At 64.6% G+C, this 22,648-nt stretch carries 22 protein-coding genes; 13 read left to right on the forward strand and 9 right to left on the reverse strand.

The features are described from left to right. Nucleotides 1–4 precede the first annotated feature (4 nt). The 4 genes from sucC to recA form a co-directional block, all read right to left on the reverse strand. Complete coding sequence (sucC, locus tag ACP7EY_RS01350) at nucleotides 5–1,180, reverse strand: ADP-forming succinate--CoA ligase subunit beta (protein WP_426189670.1); 1,176 nt, start codon at nucleotides 1,178–1,180, stop codon at nucleotides 5–7. Between the two features lie 127 nt (nucleotides 1,181–1,307). Then, nucleotides 1,308–1,874 (reverse strand): DUF2889 domain-containing protein, encoded by a 567-nt coding sequence (locus tag ACP7EY_RS01355; protein WP_426189672.1) that lies wholly within the window; start codon nucleotides 1,872–1,874, stop codon nucleotides 1,308–1,310. Nucleotides 1,875–3,179: 1,305 nt separating this feature from the next. Continuing rightward, a complete protein-coding gene (gene recX / locus ACP7EY_RS01360; protein ID WP_426189674.1) occupies nucleotides 3,180–3,641 on the reverse strand; it encodes a recombination regulator RecX in 462 nt (153 codons plus the stop codon). Between the two features lie 199 nt (nucleotides 3,642–3,840). Beyond that, the gene (gene recA, locus ACP7EY_RS01365) at nucleotides 3,841–4,968 is read right to left on the reverse strand and encodes a recombinase RecA (RefSeq protein ID WP_426189676.1); all 1,128 of its coding nucleotides are present in this window, start codon (nucleotides 4,966–4,968) and stop codon (nucleotides 3,841–3,843) included. A 218-nt stretch (nucleotides 4,969–5,186) separates the two neighbouring features. On the opposite strand from recA, the gene ACP7EY_RS01370 reads away from it, so the two are divergent. The 6 genes from ACP7EY_RS01370 to ACP7EY_RS01395 all read left to right on the forward strand — a co-directional run bounded on the left by ACP7EY_RS01370 (nucleotide 5,187) and on the right by ACP7EY_RS01395 (nucleotide 13,232). Continuing rightward, the gene (locus tag ACP7EY_RS01370) at nucleotides 5,187–5,888 is read left to right on the forward strand and encodes a response regulator (RefSeq protein WP_426189678.1); all 702 of its coding nucleotides are present in this window, start codon (nucleotides 5,187–5,189) and stop codon (nucleotides 5,886–5,888) included. Then, entirely contained in the window at nucleotides 5,885–7,426 is a 1,542-nt protein-coding gene (locus tag ACP7EY_RS01375; protein WP_426189680.1) for a sensor histidine kinase N-terminal domain-containing protein, read from the forward strand. Before ACP7EY_RS01370 ends, ACP7EY_RS01375 begins: the two co-directional genes overlap by 4 nt. Next, nucleotides 7,410–7,805 (forward strand): DUF4212 domain-containing protein, encoded by a 396-nt coding sequence (locus tag ACP7EY_RS01380; RefSeq protein ID WP_426189682.1) that lies wholly within the window; start codon nucleotides 7,410–7,412, stop codon nucleotides 7,803–7,805. The genes ACP7EY_RS01375 and ACP7EY_RS01380 overlap by 17 nt, the downstream gene beginning before the upstream one ends. Continuing rightward, complete coding sequence (locus ACP7EY_RS01385) at nucleotides 7,802–9,871, forward strand: sodium:solute symporter family protein (protein WP_426189684.1); 2,070 nt, start codon at nucleotides 7,802–7,804, stop codon at nucleotides 9,869–9,871. Before ACP7EY_RS01380 ends, ACP7EY_RS01385 begins: the two co-directional genes overlap by 4 nt. A 92-nt stretch (nucleotides 9,872–9,963) precedes the next feature. Then, complete coding sequence (locus ACP7EY_RS01390) at nucleotides 9,964–11,961, forward strand: alpha/beta hydrolase family protein (RefSeq protein WP_426189686.1); 1,998 nt, start codon at nucleotides 9,964–9,966, stop codon at nucleotides 11,959–11,961. Nucleotides 11,962–12,011: 50 nt separating this feature from the next. Beyond that, entirely contained in the window at nucleotides 12,012–13,232 is a 1,221-nt protein-coding gene (locus ACP7EY_RS01395) for a 6-phosphofructokinase (protein ID WP_426189688.1), read from the forward strand. 22 nt (nucleotides 13,233–13,254) lie between these two features. On the opposite strand, the gene ACP7EY_RS01400 is transcribed toward ACP7EY_RS01395, so the two are convergent. The 3 genes from ACP7EY_RS01400 to ACP7EY_RS01410 form a co-directional block, all read right to left on the reverse strand. Next, on the reverse strand, nucleotides 13,255–13,647 hold the full coding sequence (locus tag ACP7EY_RS01400) for a hypothetical protein (protein WP_426189690.1): 393 nt from the start codon (nucleotides 13,645–13,647) through the stop codon (nucleotides 13,255–13,257). 207 nt (nucleotides 13,648–13,854) lie between these two features. Further along, nucleotides 13,855–14,085, reverse strand: a complete 231-nt coding sequence (locus tag ACP7EY_RS01405) for a helix-turn-helix domain-containing protein (RefSeq protein ID WP_426189692.1) — start codon at nucleotides 14,083–14,085, stop codon at nucleotides 13,855–13,857. Continuing rightward, nucleotides 14,086–14,610: a DUF2975 domain-containing protein gene (locus tag ACP7EY_RS01410; protein ID WP_426189694.1), complete on the reverse strand. Its 525-nt coding sequence runs from the start codon at nucleotides 14,608–14,610 to the stop codon at nucleotides 14,086–14,088. A gap of 86 nt (nucleotides 14,611–14,696) precedes the next feature. Here ACP7EY_RS01410 and ACP7EY_RS01415 point away from each other — a divergent pair, with 86 nt between their 5' ends. Next, the gene (locus tag ACP7EY_RS01415) at nucleotides 14,697–15,551 is read left to right on the forward strand and encodes an alpha/beta hydrolase (RefSeq protein ID WP_426189696.1); all 855 of its coding nucleotides are present in this window, start codon (nucleotides 14,697–14,699) and stop codon (nucleotides 15,549–15,551) included. A gap of 70 nt (nucleotides 15,552–15,621) precedes the next feature. Here ACP7EY_RS01415 and ACP7EY_RS01420 read toward each other — a convergent pair whose 3' ends face one another. Continuing rightward, nucleotides 15,622–15,885 (reverse strand): hypothetical protein, encoded by a 264-nt coding sequence (locus tag ACP7EY_RS01420; RefSeq protein WP_426189698.1) that lies wholly within the window; start codon nucleotides 15,883–15,885, stop codon nucleotides 15,622–15,624. Between the two features lie 227 nt (nucleotides 15,886–16,112). Between ACP7EY_RS01420 and ACP7EY_RS01425 the strand changes: the two genes are divergently transcribed. Further along, a complete protein-coding gene (locus ACP7EY_RS01425) occupies nucleotides 16,113–16,856 on the forward strand; it encodes a hypothetical protein (protein ID WP_426189700.1) in 744 nt (247 codons plus the stop codon). A 170-nt stretch (nucleotides 16,857–17,026) separates the two neighbouring features. Here the strand turns inward: ACP7EY_RS01425 and purM are convergent, their stop codons facing one another. Further along, a complete protein-coding gene (gene purM / locus ACP7EY_RS01430) occupies nucleotides 17,027–18,070 on the reverse strand; it encodes a phosphoribosylformylglycinamidine cyclo-ligase (protein ID WP_426189702.1) in 1,044 nt (347 codons plus the stop codon). 159 nt (nucleotides 18,071–18,229) lie between these two features. Here purM and ACP7EY_RS01435 point away from each other — a divergent pair, with 159 nt between their 5' ends. The 5 genes from ACP7EY_RS01435 (at nucleotide 18,230) to folK (ending at nucleotide 22,575) form a co-directional block, all read left to right on the forward strand. Next, entirely contained in the window at nucleotides 18,230–19,318 is a 1,089-nt protein-coding gene (locus tag ACP7EY_RS01435) for an AI-2E family transporter (protein ID WP_426189704.1), read from the forward strand. A 66-nt stretch (nucleotides 19,319–19,384) separates the two neighbouring features. Further along, nucleotides 19,385–20,074, forward strand: coding sequence for a DnaA regulatory inactivator Hda (gene hda / locus ACP7EY_RS01440; protein ID WP_426189706.1), 690 nt, complete (start codon nucleotides 19,385–19,387; stop codon nucleotides 20,072–20,074). Beyond that, nucleotides 20,071–20,745, forward strand: coding sequence for an HAD family hydrolase (locus tag ACP7EY_RS01445; protein WP_426189708.1), 675 nt, complete (start codon nucleotides 20,071–20,073; stop codon nucleotides 20,743–20,745). Before hda ends, ACP7EY_RS01445 begins: the two co-directional genes overlap by 4 nt. After that, the gene (pcnB, locus tag ACP7EY_RS01450; protein WP_426189710.1) at nucleotides 20,738–22,105 is read left to right on the forward strand and encodes a polynucleotide adenylyltransferase PcnB; all 1,368 of its coding nucleotides are present in this window, start codon (nucleotides 20,738–20,740) and stop codon (nucleotides 22,103–22,105) included. The genes ACP7EY_RS01445 and pcnB overlap by 8 nt, the downstream gene beginning before the upstream one ends. Next, nucleotides 22,102–22,575: a 2-amino-4-hydroxy-6-hydroxymethyldihydropteridine diphosphokinase gene (gene folK, locus ACP7EY_RS01455; protein WP_426189712.1), complete on the forward strand. Its 474-nt coding sequence runs from the start codon at nucleotides 22,102–22,104 to the stop codon at nucleotides 22,573–22,575. Before pcnB ends, folK begins: the two co-directional genes overlap by 4 nt. Nucleotides 22,576–22,648 lie beyond the last annotated feature (73 nt).

Genomic DNA, 22,648 nt, shown 5'->3' on the forward strand with positions numbered 1-22,648 from the left:
TAGCTTAGGCTGCAGCGTGAGCGGCGGCAGCGGCGACCACGGCTTTGGCCGCGTCTTCCATCGTGTCGGCGGCGATGATGGGCAGACCGGAGTCAGCCAGCATTTTCTTGCCGATTTCTTCGTTGGTGCCCTTCATGCGTACCACCAGCGGTACTTGCAGCGAGACGGCTTTGGAAGCGGTGATCACGCCTTCGGCGATGACGTCGCAACGCATGATGCCGCCGAAGATGTTGACCAGGATGGCTTTCAGGCCTGGGTTTTTCAACATGATCTTGAACGCTTCGGTCACTTTTTCCGCCGTGGCGCCACCGCCGACGTCGAGGAAGTTGGCCGGCTCGCCGCCGAACAGCTTGATGGTGTCCATGGTGGCCATGGCCAGGCCGGCGCCGTTGACGAGGCAACCGATGTTGCCGTCGAGCGAAATGTAGGCGAGGTCGAATTTCGACGCTTCGATTTCAGCTGGATCTTCTTCGTCCAGGTCGCGGAAGGCGACGATTTCAGGGTGGCGGTACAGGGCGTTCGCGTCGAAGTTGAACTTGGCGTCGAGCGCGATCACTTTACCGTCGCCGGTCAGGATCAGCGGGTTGATTTCGGCCAGCGAAGCGTCGGTGTCCCAGTACGCTTTGTACAGGCCCATCAGTTGCGCGCGAGCGTCGGCGATCGATGCGGCAGGTACGCCGATCTTGGTCAGGATGTCGTCCGCTTCGGCGTCTTGCAGGCCGGTGGACGGATCGATGGCGATGGTGTGGATTTTCTCAGGGTTGCTGTGTGCAACTTCTTCGATGTCCATGCCGCCTTCGCTCGAGGCCATCAGCACGACGCGTTGCGAGACGCGGTCGGTGACCAGCGAGACGTACAGTTCTTTCTGGATGTCGGCGCCTTCTTCGACCAGCAGGCGACGCACTTTCTGGCCTTCGGGGCTGGTCTGGTGCGTGACCAGTTGCATGCCCATGATCTGCTCGGCGTATTCCTTGACCTGTTCGAGCGACTTGGCAACCTTGACGCCGCCGCCTTTACCGCGGCCGCCGGCATGGATCTGCGCCTTGACGACCCAGACTTTACCGCCCAGCGTTTCTGCCGCTTTGACAGCCTCTTCCACGGTCATGCACGGAATGCCGCGCGGTACCGTCACTCCGAATTGCCGGAGGATTTCCTTGCCTTGATACTCATGGATCTTCATGCTGGCTTCCCTTCTTCTGAAACTGATGTGGTAAAAATAAGTGGAACTACGGCGATACTGAATAGTCCGTCAGGACGAAGCGCCAGACCGACCGTTGTTATTGCGCCCGCCGCGGCGCATGGCGAAACTAACAGGCAACCGGCTTGAGGTACCAGCGCGGGTAATAGCGGGCCACAGCCGGGCCGTCGACACGCAGGGCGTGGCAGCGGTCGAGCTGGAATGGCCGTTCGGTCGAGGCATCCTCGCCGTCGCCGTCGCGGGTCTGGATGACGTCGTTGGCATAGGCTTGCAAGGCGGCGGTGGGCAACACCAGCGCCAGCTCGGTCAAATGGGTACAGCCCAGCACGCCAGAGAGGCGGTCTTTCAGGCGCAAGCGGAAATGGTTCATCAGTGACAGCCCGATCAGGCTTTTGTAAGCCGGGCCGATGGTGTCGCAATAGCCCGGGTAGGGCACGCTGTCGGACGCCGCCTCGGCATCGACGATGGTCAGGCTGCGGTCGATGGTGATGCGCAGGTTCAGGTCGTGCACGGGCGTGCCGGCGGGGCGCAGGCCCGAGGCGAGCTGGATGTCACGGGTTTTGATGTCGCTGATGCGTGCGTCCAGATCCCACAGACCATCCTCGCGGGCGAACGCGTCGACGTGAATCGCACGGGTATGCCGTAAAGCGCGGGGAACAGGAGGAGACAAGGGCATAGAGACCAGTGCCGGCACAGCGGCAGTAATGGGTGATGCAGCCGTGTGCTGATGCACGCCACCCCAGCTTCTGTGGTGGCAACCGCTCTTGCGGCGCTGCTAAAACCGGGAAATTCTAACACACAAAAGTGGACCCCTACTTTTGTGTGGACTGGTCGGTAAGCCAAGGGGAGAACCGGCTTACAAGCGCAAACATAGTCAGGCACAAATCACCGGCGGAGCCGGATGATTTGAGAGGGGACGCAAACCCGACGCGGATCTGCTGTCGCCTCGGGGTTCGGCGGGCCGCCGTGCGGCGTCGCCCGACCTCCCCTGACAGTGCTTTTCATCGCATACATTCCCCCAAGACCCGCAAGCAGTTGGCCACAGCCGTGAATGGCGCCAGCCGTGAATGGCGCCAGCCGTGAGTTTCATTGTACGAGGCGAAGCATGATCCGAATCGGGCTTGCGTCCCTCTAAAATTAACGGCTGTGCCGGTGATTTTTGCCTGACTGGCTTTGCGCCTGTAAGCTGGTTTTCCCTTGGGTTCTCTGACTAGTCCACACAAAAGTAGGGGTCCACTTTTGTGTGGAATTCAAAAATCACCCGCGGAGCCGGATGATTTAAGAGGGGACGCAAACCCGACGCGGATCTGCTGTCGCCTCGGGGTTCGGCGGGCCGCCGTGCGGCGTCGCCCGACCTCCCCTGACAGTGCTTTTCATCGCATACATTCCCCCAAGACCCGCAAGCAGTTGGCCACAGCCGTGAATGGCGCCAGCCGTGAGTTTCATTGTACGAGGCGAAGCATGATCCGAATCGGGCTTGCGTCCCTCTAAAATTACCGGCTGTGCCGGTGATTTTAGCCTGACTGGCTTTGCGCCTGTAAGCTGGTTTTCCCTTGGGTTCTCTGACTAGTCCACACAAAAGTAGGGGTTCACTTTTGTGTGCGCCTTTGTCCACACAAAAGTAGGGGTCCACTTTTGTGTGTTTCTCAATAAAAAGAGCATGGCTCCGCCACCGGTGAAGTGCAGGTGCACCCTGCCCGGAGCACCTGCAGCGGCGGTGCCATGCTGAAATCGGTGTGGTGAATTGCTGGGTTGCGAGATTGCTCGGTTGCGAGATTGCTAGATTGCTAGATTGCTCCGTTGCCGAACTGCTCGCTTGTCAAACGGCTAATGAGTCCGCGCCGGCGCCATCACTCGACGAGCAGCCCCTCGGCAAGCGCGGCGTAGTGTCAGACGAGGCGCCCGGCAGAGAATCATCACCAGCGCCGCGGCCGGTTGCCACGTAGCCCTTGAAACTGGGCCCTACAGGCCAGATTAATGCCTAACAATCATCGTGCTCGTCGTCAATGCCCTTGATGGCGTGGCGCACCGCCGCCTGCGAAAAGCCCCGCTGCAAAAGGAAACGCATCTGCCTGGCGCGCCCGGCGGCGTCGACCGCCACTTCGCCGAACTTCCTGCGCCACACTTCGGCCGCCCTGGCCGCTTCGGTATCGACCAGCCCGCTCTTGAGTTCTTTCAAGGCTTCTCCGCTGACACCGTGCTGCTGCAGCTCGGCGACGATGCGGCTGTTGCCGTAGCGTGCCCCGCGCCGGTTGATCAGCGACTCGGAAAAACGCTCCGTCGACAGCCAGTTATTTTGTTCAAGGAAGTCGAGCAAGGCTTCCACATCCTCGCCCTCTTCCGCATGCCGGCTTAACTTGCGACCCAGTTCGATCCGGCTGTGCTCGCGCATCGACAGATAACGCAAGGCCCGCCCCTTTAAACTCAATTGGGGAGCGCGCATCAGCTGCCTGACAGGCGGGACGGTCGTGACAACGCCGCCCCGCCACTTTGCAGCGGCGCTGCCGCGTGCGATGCACGCGCAACCATTGGACAGACTGAACAGATCGACACCATCACAGACCTTGACCCCACGGCCCGCTGGCCGCGGCAAGCAGGGTGGCTACGCACCCCGCCCGCACACATCACGCGGGACCGCGCCCTTACTCGGCAACTACCTTGGCCTTGGACGGCTTGGCGGCGGGCTCGTCACCAGCCGCGCCAGCGGCGGCGGCAGGCGCAGCGCCAGCCACGCCAGGCAGCGGCGGCGGCAACTCACGCACGCCCAGCGCGGCACGGACCTTGTTTTCGATCTCGCGCGCCAGGGCGGGACGCTCGACCAGGAACAGGCGGGCGTTGTCCTTGCCCTGACCGATGCGCTCGCCGTTGTAGCTGTACCAGGAACCGGCTTTTTCGACGATTTTATTGTCCGCACCCAGATCGAGGATTTCGCCCTCACGCGAGGTGCCAGCACCGTACAGGATGTCGAAGTGGGCTTCGCGGAACGGCGGCGCGATCTTGTTCTTGACGACCTTGACCTTCGTTTCGTTGCCGATGACTTCGTCGCCGGACTTGATCGAACCGGTACGGCGGATATCCAGGCGCACGGACGCGTAGAACTTGAGCGCGTTACCACCGGTGGTGGTCTCCGGGCTACCGAACATGACGCCGATTTTCATGCGGATCTGGTTGATGAAAATGACCAGGGTGTTGGTGCGGTTGATCGAACCGGTGAGCTTGCGCAGCGCTTGCGACATCAGGCGCGCCTGCAGACCGGGCAAGGAATCGCCCATGTCGCCTTCGATTTCGGCACGGGGCGTGAGCGCCGCCACCGAGTCGATGACCACCAGGTCGACACTGCCCGAACGCACGAGCGCGTCGCAGATTTCCAGCGCCTGTTCACCCGTGTCCGGCTGCGAAATGAGCAGGTCGGACAGGTTGATGCCCAGCTTTTGGGCGTAACCGACGTCGAGCGCATGCTCGGCATCGATAAACGCACAGGTGCCGCCCAGCTTTTGCATTTGCGCGATGGTCTGCAGCGTCAGCGTGGTTTTACCGGACGATTCAGGTCCGTAGATTTCCACGATACGACCACGCGGCAAACCGCCCACGCCCAGTGCAATGTCCAGACCCAGCGAGCCCGTCGAGACCGTTTGCACTTCTTCGATGGGGGCATTGCCGTCCATGCGCATGACGGACCCTTTGCCGAACTGCTTTTCGATTTGGGCCAGGGCCGCGGCCAGCGCCTTGACTTTTTCCGCGGCGTTCAAATTCGTTTTCTTGTCGTCCATAATGTTCTTTCGTCTTGATAAGGCCGGTGCAGGGCCAAAGGGAGATCACAATCAGTACTGTACTGTACAAGCATACAGTAGTTTGTGCAAGCGGTGTTTGTAGCGGATCGCTGCTCGGGCGTGGGTGAACGTCGCTGGCGACAGCAAAAGCTCGCCTTGCGGCGATAAATGAAACACAATGCAAATCACACTGTCACTGACACATCAAGGGTTTCACGATGCGCATTTTACTTGCCGAAGATGATAGCGTACTTGCCGATGGATTGACGCGCTCCCTGCGCCAGTCCGGTTATGCGATCGACTGCGTCAAGAACGGCGAAGACGCCGACACCGCCCTGTCGACGCAGGAGTTCGACCTGCTCATTCTCGACCTGGGCCTGCCCCGCATGTCGGGCCTGGAAGTGCTGCGCCGCCTGCGCGCGCGCGCGTCCCTGCTGCCGGTGCTGATCCTCACCGCGGCCGACTCGATCGAGCAGCGCGTCAACGGCCTCGATCTGGGCGCCGACGACTACATGGCCAAGCCGTTCGCCCTGTCCGAACTGGAAGCGCGCGTGCGCGCCCTGACCCGGCGCGGCGCCGGCGGCGGGCCCACCGTCATCCGCCACGGCCCGCTGGTGTACGACCAGGTCGGCCGCAGCGCCTACATCAACGACCAGATGCTCGACCTGTCGGCGCGCGAACTGGGACTGCTGGAAATTTTGCTTGCGCGCAGCGGCCGGCTCGTCTCGAAAGAGCAACTGGTCGACCACCTGTGCGAATGGGGCGAAGAGGTGTCGAACAACGCCATCGAAGTCTATGTGCACCGCCTGCGCAAGAAAATCGAAGTCGATGGCGTGCGCATCGCCACCGTGCGCGGCCTGGGCTACTGCCTGGAAAAGGCCGGCACCGACGCCGCCGCCCCGGGCCACGCGGCCAAGTGAGCGAGCGCGATGCCGGGCCGCTGACGGCGGCGCCGTCCGCCGGCCCCTACCAGGCGCCCGATGCCGAGCAGGACGAGAGCATCCAGCACTCGCTGTTCGGCGAAATTCTCGACTGGATGCTGGCGCCGCTGCTGCTGCTGTGGCCAATGAGCATCGCCATCACGTATTTGGTGGCCAAGTCGATCGCCAACCAGCCCTTCGACCATGCGCTGGAAGACGCGGTGACGGTGGTGGCCCAGCAACTGCGCGAAGTCGATGGCCGGGTGGTGTCGCAACTGGCCGGCAGCGCCCGCGAGATCCTGCGCGCCGACGAGGTCGACCATGTCTACTTCCAGGTGCTGGGGCCGCGCGGCGAACTGGTCGACGGCGACCGCGATCTGCCCCAGCCCAGCGAGGACGAGCGCGAGCGCCTGCGCGGCGCCGCCGTCGTCTTTCGCAACGCCAGCATGCAGGGCACACCCGTGCGCGTGGCCTATACCTATGTCAATCTGCGCCCGGCCATCGGCGCCGCCCCGGCCGACGCCCGCAACGCCCTGGTGCAGGTGGCCGAAACGCTCGACAAGCGCGCCCTGCTGGCCAACGAAATCATCAAGGGCGTGATCCTGCCGCAGTTCATCATCCTGCCCATCGTGCTGGCGCTGGTCTGGTTCGCGCTGGCGCGCGGCCTGTCGCCGCTGGCCCAGCTGCAGGAACGCATCCGCGCGCGCCGCCCCGACGACCTCTCGCCGATCGACTCGCGCCAGGTACCCGAAGAAATTTCGCCGCTGGTCGGCTCGCTCAACGACATGTTGGGCCGCCTGGCGCAGACGATCGACATGCAAAAACGCTTCATCGCCGACGCCGCCCACCAGATGAAAACGCCGCTGGCGGGCATGCGCATGCAGTCCGAGCTGGCGCTGCGCCAGCTCGATCCCGAGGAAATCCACCGCTCGCTCGAGCAGCTGGCCAAGAGTTCGGAATCGGCCACCCGCCTGGTCAACCAGCTGCTGGCGCTGGCGCGCGCGGAAAACCAGCCGCACGCGGGCGCGCCCCTGGTGCCCACCGACCTGGCCACGCTGGCCCGCGACACCGTGCGCGACTGGGTGCAAGCCTCGTTCATCCACCGCATCGACCTGGGCTACGAGGCGCCCTCGCCGCCCGATGAAGTCGTCATGATCGCCGCCAACCCGCTGATGCTGCGCGAACTGCTGTCGAACCTGATCGACAATGCGCTGCGCTACACCGCGCCCGGCGGCAGCGTGACGGTGCGCGTGCTGGCCGGCGCCGGTGGCAGTCCGGCCCTGCTTGAGGTGGAAGACACCGGGCCGGGCATCGCCCTGTCCGAGCGCAGCCGCGTGTTCGAGCGCTTTTACCGGATCCTCGGCAGCAGCGCTTCCGGCAGCGGCCTGGGACTGGCCATCGTGCGCGAGATCGCCCAGCAGCACGGCGCCGAAGTCGATATTTTCAGCAATCCCCATGGCCCCCTGCGCAAGAATCCGGGCAGCCTGTTTCGCGTCAGCTTCCCGCCACCCGTTTTCGATCATGACAACCCAACCTGATTTTCCCGCGCCGCCGCCGTCCGTCCACGCGACCGATGCCGTCTTCGATGCCGGCGTCGATGACGCCGGCGCCACCGCCCAGCGCCAACTGGTGCTGGCGGCCGCCCGCGCGCGCCACTGGCAGCGCTGTACGCGCCTGACCTCGGCGCTGCTGCTGGCCTGGCTGACGACGACGTTTTGCAGCGCCTTTTTCGCCCGCGAGCTGGCCGGCCTGACCCTGTTCGGCTGGCCCCTGTCGTTTTACCTGGCCGCGCAGGGCGCCGCCCTGATCTACCTGGCCATCCTGGCCGCCTACGCGCTGGCGATGCGCCGCTACGACACCGAATTTCATCAGCGGCTGGGCAGCGACGGCGCGCCAGGCGCAGGCGCTCGGCCATGAGCGCCGCCACCACCCCGGCCACCCGGCGCTTTCGCCGGCTCGCCCAGTACTATTTGTACTTCACCGCCTGCTTCGCCGCCTTCCTGCTGGCCTTGACGGTGCTCGAAAGCGAAGGCATGCAGCGGGCCTGGATCGGCTACCTGTTCATGTTCGCCACCATCGCCCTGTACGCCACCATCGGGGTCCTCAGCCGCACCTCCAAGGTCTCCGAATACTACGTCGCCGGACGGCGCGTGCCGGCCATGTTCAACGGCATGGCCACCGCCGCCGACTGGATCTCGGCGGCCAGCTTCATCAGCCTGGCCGGCGGCCTGTACCTGCGCGGCTTCGACGGCCTGGCCTACATCATGGGCTGGACCGGCGGCTACTGCCTGGTGGCGCTGCTGATCGCGCCCTACCTGCGCAAATTCGCCCAGTACACCATCCCCGATTTCCTGGCGGCGCGCTACAGCGGCGGCGGCATGGACAAGGGCGGACGCGGCGCCGCCGTGCGCCTGATCGCGGTGGGCGCCACCATCATCGTCTCGTTTACCTACGTGGTGGCGCAGATTTATGCGGTGGGGCTGATCGCCTCGCGCTTTACGGGGGTCGATTTTTCGGTGGGGATTTTTCTGGGCCTGGCCAGCATCCTCGTGTGCTCCTTCCTGGGCGGCATGCGCGCCATCACCTGGACCCAGGTGGCGCAGTACATCATCATCCTGGTCGCGTTCCTCATTCCCACCATATGGCTGTCGGTCAAGCACGCCGACAACCCGATTCCCCAGGTGGCGTACGGCGCCGTGCTGGCCAAGCTGGCGCAGCGCGAAATCGCCCTCGAAAACGATCCGAAGGAACGCGAAGTGCGCGCCATCTTCCAGCAGCGCGCCGACCAGTACGGCGCGCGCCTGAGCGGTCTGCCCGCGTCGTGGGAGGCGGGCAAGCAGGACCTGCACCGCAAACTCGACGCCGTGCGCCGCCACAACGGCAGCCTGTCGGAATGGCGCGCCGCCGAGCGGCTATTGATGGCCTACCCGAAAACGGCCGAGGAAGCAGCGCGCCTGTGGGCCGACCAGCAGGGCGCCAACCTGGCCCGCGCCCAGCCGCCCGAGCGCCACACCACGCCCTTCCCCGGCGCCGACGCGGCGCAAAGCGACGAGCGGCGCAATAACTTCCTGGCGCTGGTGGTGTGCCTGATGCTGGGTACGGCGGCCCTGCCGCACATCCTGATGCGCTCCTACACCACGCCGAGCGTGCAGGAGACGCGCGTGTCGGTGTTCTGGACCCTGTTTTTCATCCTGCTGGTCTATCTCACCATCCCGGCGCTCGCCGTGCTGGTCAAGTACGACGTCTACTCGCACCTGGTGGGCCTCGACTATGCCCACCTGCCCACCTGGATTTCGTACTGGGCCAACGTCGACAAGGTCAATCCCCTGATCGCCATCGCCGACATCAACCACGACGGCATCGTCCAGCTGGCAGAAATCGCCATCGACGGCGACGTGCTGGTGCTGGCCACGCCGGAAATCGGCGGCCTGCCCTACGTCATTTCCGGCCTGGTGGCGGCCGGCGGCCTGGCGGCGGCGCTGTCGACCGCCGACGGCCTGCTGCTGGCGATCTCGAATGCCCTCTCGCACGACGTCTACTACAAGGTGGTCGACCCCAGCGCCTCGACCCAGAAGCGGGTGACGATTTCGAAACTGCTGCTGCTGGCGGTGGCCTTCATCGCCGCCTACGCCGCCTCGCAAAAGCCGGCCGACATCCTCTCGCTGGTGGGCGCGGCCTTTTCGCTGGCCGGTTCGGCGCTGTTCCCGGCGCTGGTGATGGGGGTGTTCTGGAAGCGCGCCAACCACGCCGGCGCGCTGGCCGGCATGCTCAGCGGCTTCATCGTGTGCCTGTACTACATGCTCCACACCAACCCGATCCTGGGCGGCAGCGTGGCGGCCCAGTGGTTTCATATCGCCCCCATTTCGGCCGGCGTGTTCGGCGTACCGGCCGGGCTGGCCGTGCTGGTCGTCGTCAGCCTGTGCACGCCGGCGCCGGATGCGGCCAGCGCCGGCTTCGTCGACCACATCCGGGCGCCGGAGTAGGCCCACCACCTGCAGGGTCCGGCTATACGGCGACGATTTTCGCTGCTATTCTTACAAACTTGTACTTAAGTTAAACCAACCGGACCCCCGCCATGTTCCTGCAGCGTCTTTTTGTGCTCGCCTTGTTCCCCTTCGTATTGACAGTGGCCGGTGCCGCGCCGGCCGCGCCATCGCCGCTGCCGCCCGTCGAAGGCTTTTTCGACAACCCCGGCTTTTCCGGCGCCGTGCTCTCGCCCGACGCCACCTTCCTGGCCGTGCGCACCAGCAAGCCAGGCGGGCGCGACATGCTCGCCGTGGTCGACCTGAGCTCGATGGCGATCAAGGTGGTGGCCAATTTCGGCGACACCGATATCGGCCAGTTCGCCTGGGTGAACAACGAGCGCCTGCTGTTCACGTCGGCCGACAAGCAGCTCGGCGACGGCGACATCGACTTTGCGCCGGGGCTGTACGCGGTCAACCGCGACGGCAGCTACTTTCGCCAGCTGGCCGAGCGGCGCGACCACTTCGTGCGCGAGCGCAGCATGCGCGAGCTGCTGCCCTGGCATACCTTCATGCTGTCCCAGCCTGGCGCGCAGAATTCAGAGTGGGTCTACGTGGCCAGCCCGAACTACGCCAGCCGCGAGCTGCGCGACGTCGACCTGTTGCGCCTCAATACACTGACGGGCCGCACGGCGGGTATCGAACGGCCACCCGGCACACGCGAGTTCCTGCTCGACCAAAAGGGCGAACCGCGCATCGCCAGCGCCGTCGACGGCGGCGACAGCGTGATCTGGTACCGCGACCCGCAGACGGACAAATGGCGCAAGCTGGCCCAGTTCTCCCTGTTTTCCGGCCGCGGCGGCTTCACGCCGGTGGCCTTCGGTCCCGACGGCACCCTGTTCGTCGAAGCGCGCATGAACGCCGACAAGAGCGCCCTGTACCGCTACGATTTTGCCGCCAACGCGGTGGAGAAGACGCCCGTGCTGCGGGTGGCCGATTTCGACTTCGACGGCGCCGTGCTCGCCACCGCGAACCGCCTGCTGGGCGTACGCCTGAAAACCGATGCCGACACCACCGAGTGGTTCGATCCGGCCATGAAGGCGCTGCAGGCGCGCGTCGATGCGCGCCTGCCCGCGACCGTCAACCTGATCTCGGTGGCGCCGCGCGCGCAGACGCCGTGGGTGCTGGTGCAGTCCCATTCCGACCAGCAGCCGCGCGTGACGACCCTGTTCAACACCGAAACGGGCGTCTTCAACAAGGTCGGCGAAGCGCACGCCCAGATCGACCCGGCGCGCATGGGCCGCCAGGACCTGGTGCGCTTCAAGGCGCGCGACGGCCGCAGCATTCCGGCCTGGCTGACCCTGCCGCACGATGGCGGCGGCAAGAACCTGCCGATGGTGGTGCTGGTGCACGGCGGCCCATACGTACGCGGCTCCGTCTGGGGCTGGCATGCCGATGCCCAGTTCCTCGCCTCGCGCGGTTACGCCGTGCTCGAGCCCGAATTTCGCGGCAGTACCGGCTACGGTTTCGACCATTTCAAGGCCGGCTGGAAGCAATGGGGACTGGCCATGCAGGACGATGTGGCCGACGCCACCCGCTGGGCCATCGCCGGTGGCGTGGCCGACCCGAAGCGCATCTGCATCGCCGGCGCCAGCTACGGCGGCTACGCCACCCTGATGGGACTGGTGAACGACCCCGACCTGTACCGCTGCGGCGTCGACTGGGTGGGCGTGACCGATATCGAACTGCTGTTCAACGGCCACTGGAGCGCCTCCTCGGACGTCAGCGAAATCTGGAAGCGCTACGGCATGCCGGTGCTGGTGGGCGACCCGGCGACCGACCACGCCAAGTTCCAGGCCACCTCGCCGCTGGCGCAGGCGTCCCGCATCACCCAGCCCCTGCTGCTGGCCTACGGCGGCGCCGACCGGCGCGTGCCGATCTACCACGGCAAAAAATTCTACGCGGCCGTCAAGGTGAACAATCCCAACGTCGAGTACGTGGAGTACGGCGAGGAAGGCCATGGCTGGGCACTGCCGAAAAACCGCTTCGATTTCTGGCGCCGCGTCGAGCGCTTCCTCGACAAACAGATCGGCGCCGGCCGTCCACAATAACGGGCCCGATTGGGTTACCCTAGGGGCTTGTCCAATCGCGGGAGACCAGCATGGCAGCCGGACGCATTCTCGTTGCACAAGGGGGCGGCCCCACCGCCGTCATCAACCAGTCGCTGGTGGGGGTGGTGCTGGCGGCGCGCCAGGCCGGCGCCAGCCGCATCTACGGCGCCCTGCACGGGGTACGTGGCATCATCGACGAGGACCTGGTCGACCTGAGCTGGGAGACCACGGCCCAGCTGGAACGGGTGGCGGCGACGCCGTCGGCGGCACTCGGTTCGACGCGCGACAAGCCCGACGTCGCCTACTGCCAGAAAATCTTCGCCGTGCTGCGCGCGCACCAGATCGAGCAATTCCTTTACATCGGCGGCAACGACTCGTCCGATACGGTGCGCATCGTCAGCGAGCAGGCGCACCAGGCCGGCTACCCGCTGCGCTGCATCCACATCCCCAAGACCATCGACAACGACCTGGTCGGCAGCGACCACACGCCCGGCTACCCGTCCGCCGCCCGCTTCGTGGCGCAGGCCTTCGCCGGGGCCAATCTCGACAACGCTGCCCTGCCCGGCGTCTACGTGGGCGTGGTGATGGGGCGCCACGCGGGCTTCCTGACGGCGGCGGCGGCGCTGGGGCGCAGCACCCCCGACGACGGCCCGCACCTGATCTATCTGCCCGAGCGCAGCTTCGACATGGCGCGCTTCCTGGCCGACGTCAAGGCCGTGCATGCGCGCCTGGGCCGCTGCGTGATTGCCGTCTCCGAGGGCATCCACGACGCCGACGGCAATGCCATCGCCAGCCTGCTGGCGAAGGACGTCGAGCGCGACGCCCACGGCAACGTCCAGCTGTCGGGCACGGGCGCGCTGGCCGACCTGCTGTGCGACGCCATTAAGGACCAGTTGGGCATCAAGCGGGTGCGCGGCGACACCTTCGGCTATGTGCAGCGCTCGTTCCTGGGCTGCGTGTCCGACGTCGACCAGCGCGAGGCGCGCGAGGTGGGCGAAAAGGCCGTGCAGTTCGCCCTTCACGGCGCGCGTGACGGCTCGGTGGCGATTCGCCGCTGCGCCGACTACGCCGTCGAGTACGCGCTGCTGCCGCTCGAGGCGGTGGCCGGCAAGACGCGGGTGATGGAAGACGTGTTCATCGACGCGGCCGGCACCGGCGTCACCGAGGCCTTCCTGCGCTACCTGCGGCCCCTGGTGGGCGCGGGCATGCCCGAAGCGCACCGGCTGCGGGCGGCGCCGGTGGCAAAATTAGGCCCCCCGACAGCGGCCTGATCGCGACGCAATCAGCGCGCGCTCAATTGGCCGCCAGGGTCAGCGTGAGCATGGGCGCATCGGCCCGGGCCAGATCGGCCGGGTAGTGCACGATGATCAGGTCGCCGAAAGCCTGCGGCACATAATCGACGGTCATTTTCTGATCGCGTGAAATGAAGCGGTTTTCGGTCTGCGCCACCAGTTCCGTCGCGGGGCGCTCGCCCAGTTGCGCCATCAGGCGGTTGCGCACCTGGTTGATGCGGAACACGCCGCCACCGTCTAAACGGTAGACGCCGGCGATTTCCGCCAGTTGCTGCGGCTGCAGGCGGGTGGTTTGCTGGACGCCCGTCACCTGGACCGACTGGTCCTGCGCCAAGGCGCTGGTGGCGAAGCTGGTGGCGAAGCTGGCGGCAAGGACAAGCAGAGCGTTGCGCATGATGACTTCCTTTCGTGTCGGTCGAACATGACGCCCTCGCGATCGTCGCGGCGCCGATACGATAAGTCTAGAGCGCCGCGCGCGCAGCGCAAGCGCGGCCTGCCGCACATGACAAAACTGTCGCTGCGGCGATCATGGACAAACTTGCGGAAATGTGACGGGCACGAGGTATGCATGTCACCATTTTGTATCGGAACAGCGGCGCACCTAGCTGCCCTCGCCCTCGTCCTCGTCCCCGGCCACCCATTCCATGATGTCGCCCGGCTGGCAGGCGAGCCGCTCGCAGATTTTCGCCAGCGTGGCGAAACGGATGCCCTTGACCTTGGCCGACTTGAGCAGTGACAGGTTCTGTTCGCTGATGCCGATGTAGGCGGCCAGGTCCTTCGACTTGACCTTGCGGCGCGCCAGCATGACGTCGAGGTGAATCAGGATCGGCATCTAGACGAAGCCCTCGTTCTCTTCGGCCAGGCGGCGCCCTTCGTGCATCAGGTTGGTGACGAGGAAGAACAGCGCGCACACCAGCACCAGCATCAACTCCTCCGAACTGAAGCCGACCGTGAAGCGCGACGCCGGCAGCGCGAACGCCAGGTGCAGCATCACGGTGCGCAAGGGCGGCTCGGCAACCGCCAGCAAGGTCGACAGCAAAGTGGCGCCCGCAAAGGCGCGCAAGTGGCCAATCGTGGCACTGGTAAAGACGGCGCCCCGCGCCACGTTGGCCAGCAGGCGCGCCAGCCGCACCATGCCGTAACACAGCGCCAGCAGCGCCGGCAGCGCCAGCGCGGCGCCGGCGGCGCGCTGGACCGGCGTGAGCGCGCGCATCTGCGCCACGTCCAGCCCCTTGACACTGATCTGCACGAAGGCCCCGGGCGCCTGCACGCCGCTCCAGGCCGTCACAAAGAACCCCAGCTGCACGATCACGCACGCCGCCAGCAAAACACCGATGAGATTGCAGTATATTTTCATGTTATTATCGAAAAACAGTAATAAATTATCGTAAATCGATAATTTATAAATGACATACAACTATTTTATCAGTCAAGGAGCCCCCCATGCGTTGCCAATTACTCGCCCTGCTCATCGTGGCGCTGTCCGGCTGCACCACCGTGCAGATCAAGGAAAGCCAATTGATTCGTCCGGACCCGCCCGGCACGGCCGCGCCGGCGCCGCCCGAGCCGTCGGCCCTGCTGCCGGGCGCCCGCGTGCGCGCGGCGCACATCGTCACCGACGACGGCGCGCAGCTGCGCGGGGTGATTGCCGAGCGGCCGGGCGCGCGCGTGACGGTGCTGTACTTTGGCGGTAACGCCTTTCACCTGGACCGCGACGGCGCGCAACTGCTGCCGCTGCTGGCGGCTTGCGGCAACAATGTCGCCGTGTTCGATTACCGGGGCTATGGGCGCAGCAGCGGGGTGCCGACGGTGGCCACCATGACGGCCGACGCCGTGCGCATATTCGACCATGTGAGCGCGCGGGCGCCGGGGCCGGTGATCGTGCATGGCCTGTCGCTGGGCAGTTTCATGGCGGCGCAGGTGGTGCGCGCCCGCCCGCAGACGGCCGGCCTGGTGCTCGAGGCGACCAGCACCAATGTCGTCGACTGGGCGCACGCCAACGTGCCGTGGTATGCGCGGCCGTTTGTGCGGCTCGACATCGGCGCCTCGCTGCGCGCGGTCGACAACCTGGCGGCGGTATCGGGCTACCGGGGCGCCAGCCTGGTGCTGGCCGGCACGCGCGACGGCATCACCCCGCCGGCGCTGGGCCAGCGCGTGTACGCGGCCCTGCCGGCGGGACAAAAACAGTGGGTGGTGGCCGACGGCGCCGGCCACAACGACATTTTCGGCCGCCCCGACGTGATGGCCGCTTACTGCGCGCTGGTCAAGCGCATATCGACGTTGACGCACACCAAGTAACCGGAAAAATATTTTGCGGGTGCTGAGTAAAACCAGATGCCAATGTGAGCGATTTGAGCCACGAATCCAGTCAACCAGATGCAATGGACGGCTTCTGATGGGCTGGTTGCGCCAGGTCAAATATCGCGCCACAAGGATGCAGGCCATCAAATATCAGCACCACGACAGCAGGAATAAACTTCCAACGAATTAATTTTTCGCAATACGAAACATGCAGATCTTGCCAAAATTTACAGACGTGTTGCGAACTCAGCCGAGTAGCGGCATGACGTCCGCCAATGTATTTTTTATCAGCTGGATTAAATCCTGCAGCGTTGCAGAAAAACCAATTCAAAGGAGTGCATTATGAGTGAATTTATCGCAAAAGCGGCACCTGTCATAACCGGATTCTGGTCCGATCTCTTTACGCTTCTCCTCGCAATAGCGAAGTTCTTCGGCGCATAAAAATTCGAACTTAACTATAGCAAACTTGCTTACCTGGATGTCAATCTAATTGGATACTCAATCAGATTGACACGTTCATCAAAACCGCGCGCACCTGAAATCAACAAAGAAGCCAAGATGAAAAATTTGGTCTTCAATATGAGTATCAAATGGCGAAATATTATTGCATTTCTAGCCATTTTAATTTTATTCGCACAGTCAACCGAAATGAACGCTACAGCAAGTTCACGAACCGGCACTGAAAATTGGGAAATCCTTCAACACCAACTTTCTCGAAATCGGCAATTCATTGCTTTCGAAATAATATCAAGATATGAGCTACCAGGAGATGAAGCCCCAATGAACGGTCAATATCGAACTATTATCAAGAAAGTACTTAGCGAAGGTGAGCAGTTACGCGAACTTTCCGAAAAAACCAGGGAGGGAGATGTAGGCGTGAAAATGGGAGCAATGAATTTTGGAATTGCGGATAGATTTGCGAATCATCCAGAAGAGCTATTTCCCACAGCAACATCGGTTGACCTTGTCGGGCGAGAGCAGCGTGACGGAGAAGATTATATTATATTAAAAATACGAACTCTATTTTCAAAAAAAGGCAATTTCCCCCTAACGGCAAAAATCTGGATTCTGGAGAAGAATTCACATCCTGTGCGCGTCGAAGGCGTGATTGAGAATGTTTCATTGCCCGGAGTGAAGAATATTTCTTTCACCGTCAAGTATGACGATGATGAAAACGGCCGGAGTTTTCCGAGCGAAATCACAATTTCGTACCCAATCAATATTTTCTTCCATCACGGAAAAATATTTTTTCAACATACTCTTTCATCATGGCGGAACGTCGTGCAGCGCTCTCAGTTGTGAAAATCAGTAGGCGTATCGTGGCGCTGGCCCGGCTAATCGGCACGATCTTACGAATGCACGCTGGCGTTGTGAATCATGAATTTGTTGCCTGCCTCAGTCACAGCGCCCGCAATTGGCCGTCACAATGAAGGCCGCCTGACCAAAAGACGGCCACAGGCAACCCTCGATCATTACGCGACGAGCGTCTGGTGTTCGTCGCCGGCGCGGGCGCGGATCACGCCGATCTTGCTCACGCTCTCGCCGGCCGCCTGCAATTGCGCCAGCGCGGCGTCAGCCCGCTCGGGAGAAACGATAACGACCATGCCGATGCCGCAGTTGAACACGCGGTGCATCTCGGCGTCGGCCACGCCGCCATGCTGCTGCAGCCACTGGAACAGCGGTGGCATGGTCCAGGCGGACGCGTCGAGCACGGCCGTCAGATGCGGCTGCAGCACGCGCGGGATGTTTTCGACCAGGCCGCCGCCGGTGATGTGCACCATGCCCTTGACGTCGATCGACTCCATCAGCGCCAGCAGCGGCTTGACGTAGATGCGGGTGGGCTCCATCAGCACGTCGGCCAGGGGACGGCCGTGGAAGTCGGCGTTCAGGTCCGGCTTGGCCACTTCGATGATTTTACGGACCAGCGAAAAGCCGTTCGAGTGCACGCCCGACGAGGCCAGGCCCAGCACGACGTCGCCGGCGGCGATGGTGGTGCCGTCGATGATTTTCGATTTCTCGACGGCGCCGACGGCGAAGCCGGCCAGGTCGTATTCACCGGCCGGGTACATGCTGGGCATTTCGGCCGTTTCGCCGCCGATCAGGGCGCAGCCGGACTGCTCGCAGCCGCGCGCGATGCCGCTGATGACGGCGGTGGCGGTGGCCACGTCGAGTTTGCCGCAGGCGAAATAATCGAGGAAGAACAGCGGCTCGGCGCCCTGCACCAGGATGTCGTTGACGCTCATGGCGACCAGGTCGATGCCGACGGTGTCATGGCGATTGAGTTCGAACGCCAGTTTGAGCTTGGTGCCGACGCCGTCGGTGCCCGACACCAGCACCGGCTCCTTGTACTTCTTGCTGATCTCGAACAGCGCGCCGAAACCGCCGATGCCTTTGAGGACGCCTTCGCGCATGGTGCGCTTGGCCAGCGGCTTGATCGCCTCGACCAGGGCATCGCCTGCATCGATGTCGACACCCGCATCGCGGTAGGAAAGAGACACATTCGAAGGTTGGTTCATGGTGTTTTTGGCAGCGGAGGCGGTAAAATGGAAGGACGGCGAAGCACGGGCCCATGCACATCGCGGCCCGTGGTCAAGCCGGTATTTTATCAAAGTCGGCCAAGCGCGACCCGTTTCACTCTCCGCCCACCGCAGTTTTTCCAGTCAGCGCGCCCATTCATGCCCTTTCCCCTTACGCCGGAACAAAAGCAAACCGCGTTCTGGCTGGCGCTGTGGTGCGCTTTTTTCCTGCTGGTCTACGCGCTTGGCCCCGTGCTGACGCCCTTTCTGGCCGCCGCCATCCTCGCCTACGCCCTCAACGGCGGCGTCGACGCGCTGGCGGCGCGCCGCATCGGCCGCCACCCGATTCCCCGCACGCTCGCCGTCAGCGTCGTCATGCTGCTGTTCCTGGCCACCGTGACGGCGCTGGTGCTGATCGTGCTGCCCGTGCTGCAGACGGAAATTCCCCTGCTGCTGGCGCAACTGCCCGTGTTCCTGGTCCGCCTCGACAATCTGCTCTCGCCCAAGCTGCACGAGATGGGCTTCAAGATCAAGCTCGACAGCACCGGCCTGCGCGCCCTGCTCAGCCAGCAGTTCGCCGGCGCCGGCGGCGACGAAATCTGGACCACCATCCTCGCCTCGGCCAAGGTGGGCGGCACCCGCGTGCTGGGCTGGCTGGTCACCCTGCTGCTCATTCCCGTCGCCCTGTTCTACCTGCTGCTCGACTGGCACAAGCTGCTCGCCTCCGTCAGCGACGCCGTGCCGCGCCGCTGGCTCGCGCAAACGCTGGGCATGGCGCAGGAAGTCAATGTGCTGCTGGCCCAGTACCTGCGCGGCCAGTTGCTGGTGATGCTGATCCTGGCGGCCTATTATTCGGCGGCGCTGACCATTGCCGGCTTCGAAGTGGCGCTGCCGGTCGGTATCCTCACGGGCCTCCTGGTATTCATTCCCTACCTGGGCTTCGGCCTGGGCCTGATGCTGGCGACGATCGCCGCCATGCTGCAGTTTTCCGGCTGGGGCGGCTTGATCGCGGTGGCCGTGATCTACGGCAGCGGCCAGCTCGTCGAAGGGTTTTTCCTCACCCCGCGCCTGGTGGGCGAGCGCATCGGCCTGAACCCGCTGGCCGTTATTTTCGCCCTGCTCGCCTTCGGCCAGCTGTTCGGTTTTGTCGGCGTGCTGCTCGCTTTACCGGCATCGGCGGTACTAATGGTAGCGTTTCGCCATCTGCGACACCACTATCTGCGCAGCTCCTTCTATAATGCAGGCTGATTCGTTTTACTTGGCCCCCCCACCGCACAATGAAGGCAACGCGCAACACTGTATGAGACGACCGCCATGAAGCAGCTGGTGCTCGACCTGGGCGCAGACCAGGCGCAAAGCCTCGATTCCTTCGAGGTAGGCCAAAATGCCGAACTGGCGCACCTGATGCACCAGTTCGCCGGACGCAGCTCGCGCGAACACTTTGCGTACCTGTGGGGCGAGGCCTCGGCCGGCAAGACCCATCTGCTGCACGCGCTGGCGGCCACCCCCGGCTCGCGCTACATCCGCGCCGACCACCCGGACGACTTCACGTACGCGCCGGAGGTGTCGCTGTACCTGCTCGACGACTGCGGCGCGCTGTCGGCCGACGCCCAGATCGACGCCTTCGCCCTGTTCAACCAGATCCGCGAGCACGGCGCCTACATGGTCAGCACGGGCGCGGTGCCGCCGGCGGTGCTGCCGGTGCGCGAAGACCTGCGCACGCGCATGGGCTGGGGCCTGATCTACCAGATTCACGGCCTGTCCGACGATGAAAAAATCGCCGCGCTGACCCACGCCGCCGATGCCCGCGGCCTGACCATTTCAGCGAGCGTGTTACCCTACCTGCTGTCCCATTTTCGGCGCGACATGCGCTCCCTGTCGACGATGCTAGACGCCCTCGATCAGTATTCCCTCGAAACCCAGCGGCCAGTGACCCTGCCCCTGCTGCGCGACCTGCTGCAGCAGGCCGCCTCGCCACACCACCCTGAAGACGCCAAGCCATGACCCGTCTCGCCCTGTTCGACCTCGATCACACCCTGCTGCCCATCGACTCCGACCACGAGTGGGGCGAGTTCCTGGTGCGCACCGGCGCCGTCGACGCCGCCGCCTTCCAGCGCGCCAACGACGATTTTTACGCCCAGTACCAGGCCGGCACGCTCGACCCGGTCGAGTATCTCGAATTCGCCCTCGGTACCCTGGCGCGCTTTCCCCGCGCCACCCTCGACGCCATGCATGCGCAGTTCATGCGCGAAGTGGTCGAGCCGGCCATCCTGCCGCAGGCGCTCGCGCTGCTGCGCCAGCACCAGGACGCCGGCGACGTCGTCGCCATCGTCACCGCCACCAACCGCTTTGTCACGGCGCCGATCGCCGCCGCGCTGGGCGTGGCGCACCTGATCGCCGCCGTGCCCGAGCAGGACGACACGGGCCGCATCACCGGCCGCCTGCTCGGCGTGCCCACCTCGGGCGCCGGCAAGGTGACCCACACCCACGCCTGGCTGGCTGGCCTGGGCACGCCCTTGGCGAGCTTCGAGAGCAGCCATTTTTACAGCGACTCGCACAACGACATTCCCCTGCTGTCGGTCGTCACCCACCCGGTGGCGACCAACCCCAACGCCGCCCTGCGCGCGCATGCGTCCCAACACGGCTGGCCCTCACTCGAACTATTCAATGATTAAAACATTCATCCGCAAGATCCTCGGCGTCAAGCAGCCGGTCCGCGACACCAGCGTCGCGGTGGTGCTCGGGCCAGCCGAACACGGCATCGATCCGAAACTGGTGTCATCGAACGCGATCCGGGTGACCTCCTCGCTGCAGGAAGCCGGCTTCAAGGCCTTCGTGGTGGGCGGCGCCGTGCGCGACCTGCTGCTGGGGGTGAAGCCGAAAGACTTCGACATCGCCACCGACGCCACCCCCGAGCAGGTCAAGCGGCTGTTCCGGCGCGCCTTCATCATCGGCCGCCGCTTCCAGATCGTCCACGTCATGTTCGGCCAGGACCTGCTCGAAGTGACCACCTTCCGCGGCGCCGGCGAGGCCAGCGCGCCGAAGGACGAGCATGGCCGCGTCCTGCGCGACAACAGCTTCGGTCCCCAGCACGAAGACGCCATGCGGCGCGACTTCACCATCAACGCCATGTACTACGACCCCGCCACGCAGCAGGTGATGGACTACCACGGCGGCATCGAGGACATCCGCGCCAGGATTCTGCGCATCATCGGCCAGCCCGAAGCGAGATACCGCGAAGACCCGGTGCGCATGCTGCGCGTGGTGCGCTTCGCCGCGCGGCTCGGCTTTACCATCGAGCCGACCACGCGCGCGCCGATCGCCGTGATGGCGCCGCTGATCGACAACGTGCCGGCCGCCCGCGTGTTCGACGAAATGCTCAAGCTGCTCATGAGCGGCCACGCGCTGGCCTGCCTGCAGCAGTTGCGCACCGAGGGCCTGCACCACGGCCTGCTGCCGCTGCTCGACGTGGTGCTCGAGCAGCCGATCGGCATGAAGTTCGTCACCCTCGCGCTCGAGTCCACCGACAACCGCATCAAGGCCGGCAAGGGCGTCTCGCCGGGCTTCCTGTTCGCCTCGCTGCTGTGGCACCAGGTGGTGGAAAAGTGGGCTGCGTACCGGGCCGCCGGCGAGTTGCCCATCCCGGCCCTGCACCTGGCCGCCGACGACGTGCTCGACGCGCAAACGGAGCAACTGGCCCTGCAGCGCAAGATCGCCTCCGACATGCGCGACATCTGGTCGATGCAGCCGCGCTTCGAGCGCCGCAACGGCAAGGCGCCGTACAAATTGCTCGAGCACGAGCGCTTTCGCGCCGGCTACGACTTCCTGCTGCTGCGCTGCGCGTCGGGCGAGATCGAGATGGAACTGGGCGAATGGTGGACCGCGTTCTACGACGGCGACGCCAGCGAGCGCGAACTGCTGCTCACCAGCGAGCGCATGCCCGTGGCCGGCGCCAAGCGCAAGCGCGCGCCGCGCCGCGCGCGCAAGCCGGGCGAGCGCGAAGGCGCCGCCGTCGAGCACAGCGGCGAGGAATGATCGCCTACATCGGCATCGGCGCCAACCTGGGCCAGGCGCGCGCCAATGTCGAGGATGCGCTGCTGCGCCTGGCCGCCCTGCCCGCCACCGACCTGCTGGCCCGTTCGTCGCTGTGGAAAACCGCCCCCGTCGACGCGGCGGGCGACGACTACATCAACGCGGTGGCGTGCCTCGACACGGCGCTGGCGCCGGACGCGCTGCTGACGCAGCTGCAGGCAATCGAGCTGGCGCACGGCCGCGAGCGCCCCTACCGCAACGCGCCGCGCACGCTCGACCTGGACATCTTGCTGTACGGCGAGCAGCGCATCGACAGCGCCGCGCTGACGGTGCCCCATCCGCGCATGCACGAGCGCGCCTTCGTGCTGGCGCCGCTGGCCGAGATCGCGCCCGACGCCGTCATTGCCGGCATCGGCGCGGTGGCCGCGCTGCTGCCGGCCCTGGCCGGGCAGGCGATCGAGCGGCTGGACTGAGTGCCCCCTGGCCCGGCACGATTTGCGCACCGGCGATACACTGGCGGATAACACGATCGCGTCACTCGACGTG

The organism is Massilia sp. DWR3-1-1, assembly GCF_049898325.1.
GTDB lineage: Bacteria > Pseudomonadota > Gammaproteobacteria > Burkholderiales > Burkholderiaceae_D > JAFCUW01.

What these genes read in the sequence shown, in the direction of transcription:
- ACP7EY_RS01380 (WP_426189682.1), top strand. Translation starts at nt 7,410, where the DNA reads ATGACAACCCAACCTGATTTTCCCGCGCCGCCGCCGTCCGTCCACGCG.
- ACP7EY_RS01415 (WP_426189696.1), top strand. Translation starts at nt 14,697, where the DNA reads ATGCGTTGCCAATTACTCGCCCTGCTCATCGTGGCGCTGTCCGGCTGC.
- ACP7EY_RS01370 (WP_426189678.1), top strand. Translation starts at nt 5,187, where the DNA reads ATGCGCATTTTACTTGCCGAAGATGATAGCGTACTTGCCGATGGATTG.
- hda (WP_426189706.1), top strand. Translation starts at nt 19,385, where the DNA reads ATGAAGCAGCTGGTGCTCGACCTGGGCGCAGACCAGGCGCAAAGCCTC.
- pcnB (WP_426189710.1), top strand. Translation starts at nt 20,738, where the DNA reads ATGATTAAAACATTCATCCGCAAGATCCTCGGCGTCAAGCAGCCGGTC.
- ACP7EY_RS01355 (WP_426189672.1), bottom strand. Translation starts at nt 1,874, where the DNA reads ATGCCCTTGTCTCCTCCTGTTCCCCGCGCTTTACGGCATACCCGTGCG.
- recA (WP_426189676.1), bottom strand. Translation starts at nt 4,968, where the DNA reads ATGGACGACAAGAAAACGAATTTGAACGCCGCGGAAAAAGTCAAGGCG.
- ACP7EY_RS01390 (WP_426189686.1), top strand. Translation starts at nt 9,964, where the DNA reads ATGTTCCTGCAGCGTCTTTTTGTGCTCGCCTTGTTCCCCTTCGTATTG.
- ACP7EY_RS01395 (WP_426189688.1), top strand. Translation starts at nt 12,012, where the DNA reads ATGGCAGCCGGACGCATTCTCGTTGCACAAGGGGGCGGCCCCACCGCC.
- recX (WP_426189674.1), bottom strand. Translation starts at nt 3,641, where the DNA reads ATGCGCGCTCCCCAATTGAGTTTAAAGGGGCGGGCCTTGCGTTATCTG.
- purM (WP_426189702.1), bottom strand. Translation starts at nt 18,070, where the DNA reads ATGAACCAACCTTCGAATGTGTCTCTTTCCTACCGCGATGCGGGTGTC.
- ACP7EY_RS01400 (WP_426189690.1), bottom strand. Translation starts at nt 13,647, where the DNA reads ATGCGCAACGCTCTGCTTGTCCTTGCCGCCAGCTTCGCCACCAGCTTC.
- ACP7EY_RS01425 (WP_426189700.1), top strand. Translation starts at nt 16,113, where the DNA reads ATGAAAAATTTGGTCTTCAATATGAGTATCAAATGGCGAAATATTATT.
- folK (WP_426189712.1), top strand. Translation starts at nt 22,102, where the DNA reads ATGATCGCCTACATCGGCATCGGCGCCAACCTGGGCCAGGCGCGCGCC.
- ACP7EY_RS01445 (WP_426189708.1), top strand. Translation starts at nt 20,071, where the DNA reads ATGACCCGTCTCGCCCTGTTCGACCTCGATCACACCCTGCTGCCCATC.
- ACP7EY_RS01435 (WP_426189704.1), top strand. Translation starts at nt 18,230, where the DNA reads ATGCCCTTTCCCCTTACGCCGGAACAAAAGCAAACCGCGTTCTGGCTG.
- ACP7EY_RS01385 (WP_426189684.1), top strand. Translation starts at nt 7,802, where the DNA reads ATGAGCGCCGCCACCACCCCGGCCACCCGGCGCTTTCGCCGGCTCGCC.
- ACP7EY_RS01410 (WP_426189694.1), bottom strand. Translation starts at nt 14,610, where the DNA reads ATGAAAATATACTGCAATCTCATCGGTGTTTTGCTGGCGGCGTGCGTG.
- ACP7EY_RS01405 (WP_426189692.1), bottom strand. Translation starts at nt 14,085, where the DNA reads ATGCCGATCCTGATTCACCTCGACGTCATGCTGGCGCGCCGCAAGGTC.
- sucC (WP_426189670.1), bottom strand. Translation starts at nt 1,180, where the DNA reads ATGAAGATCCATGAGTATCAAGGCAAGGAAATCCTCCGGCAATTCGGA.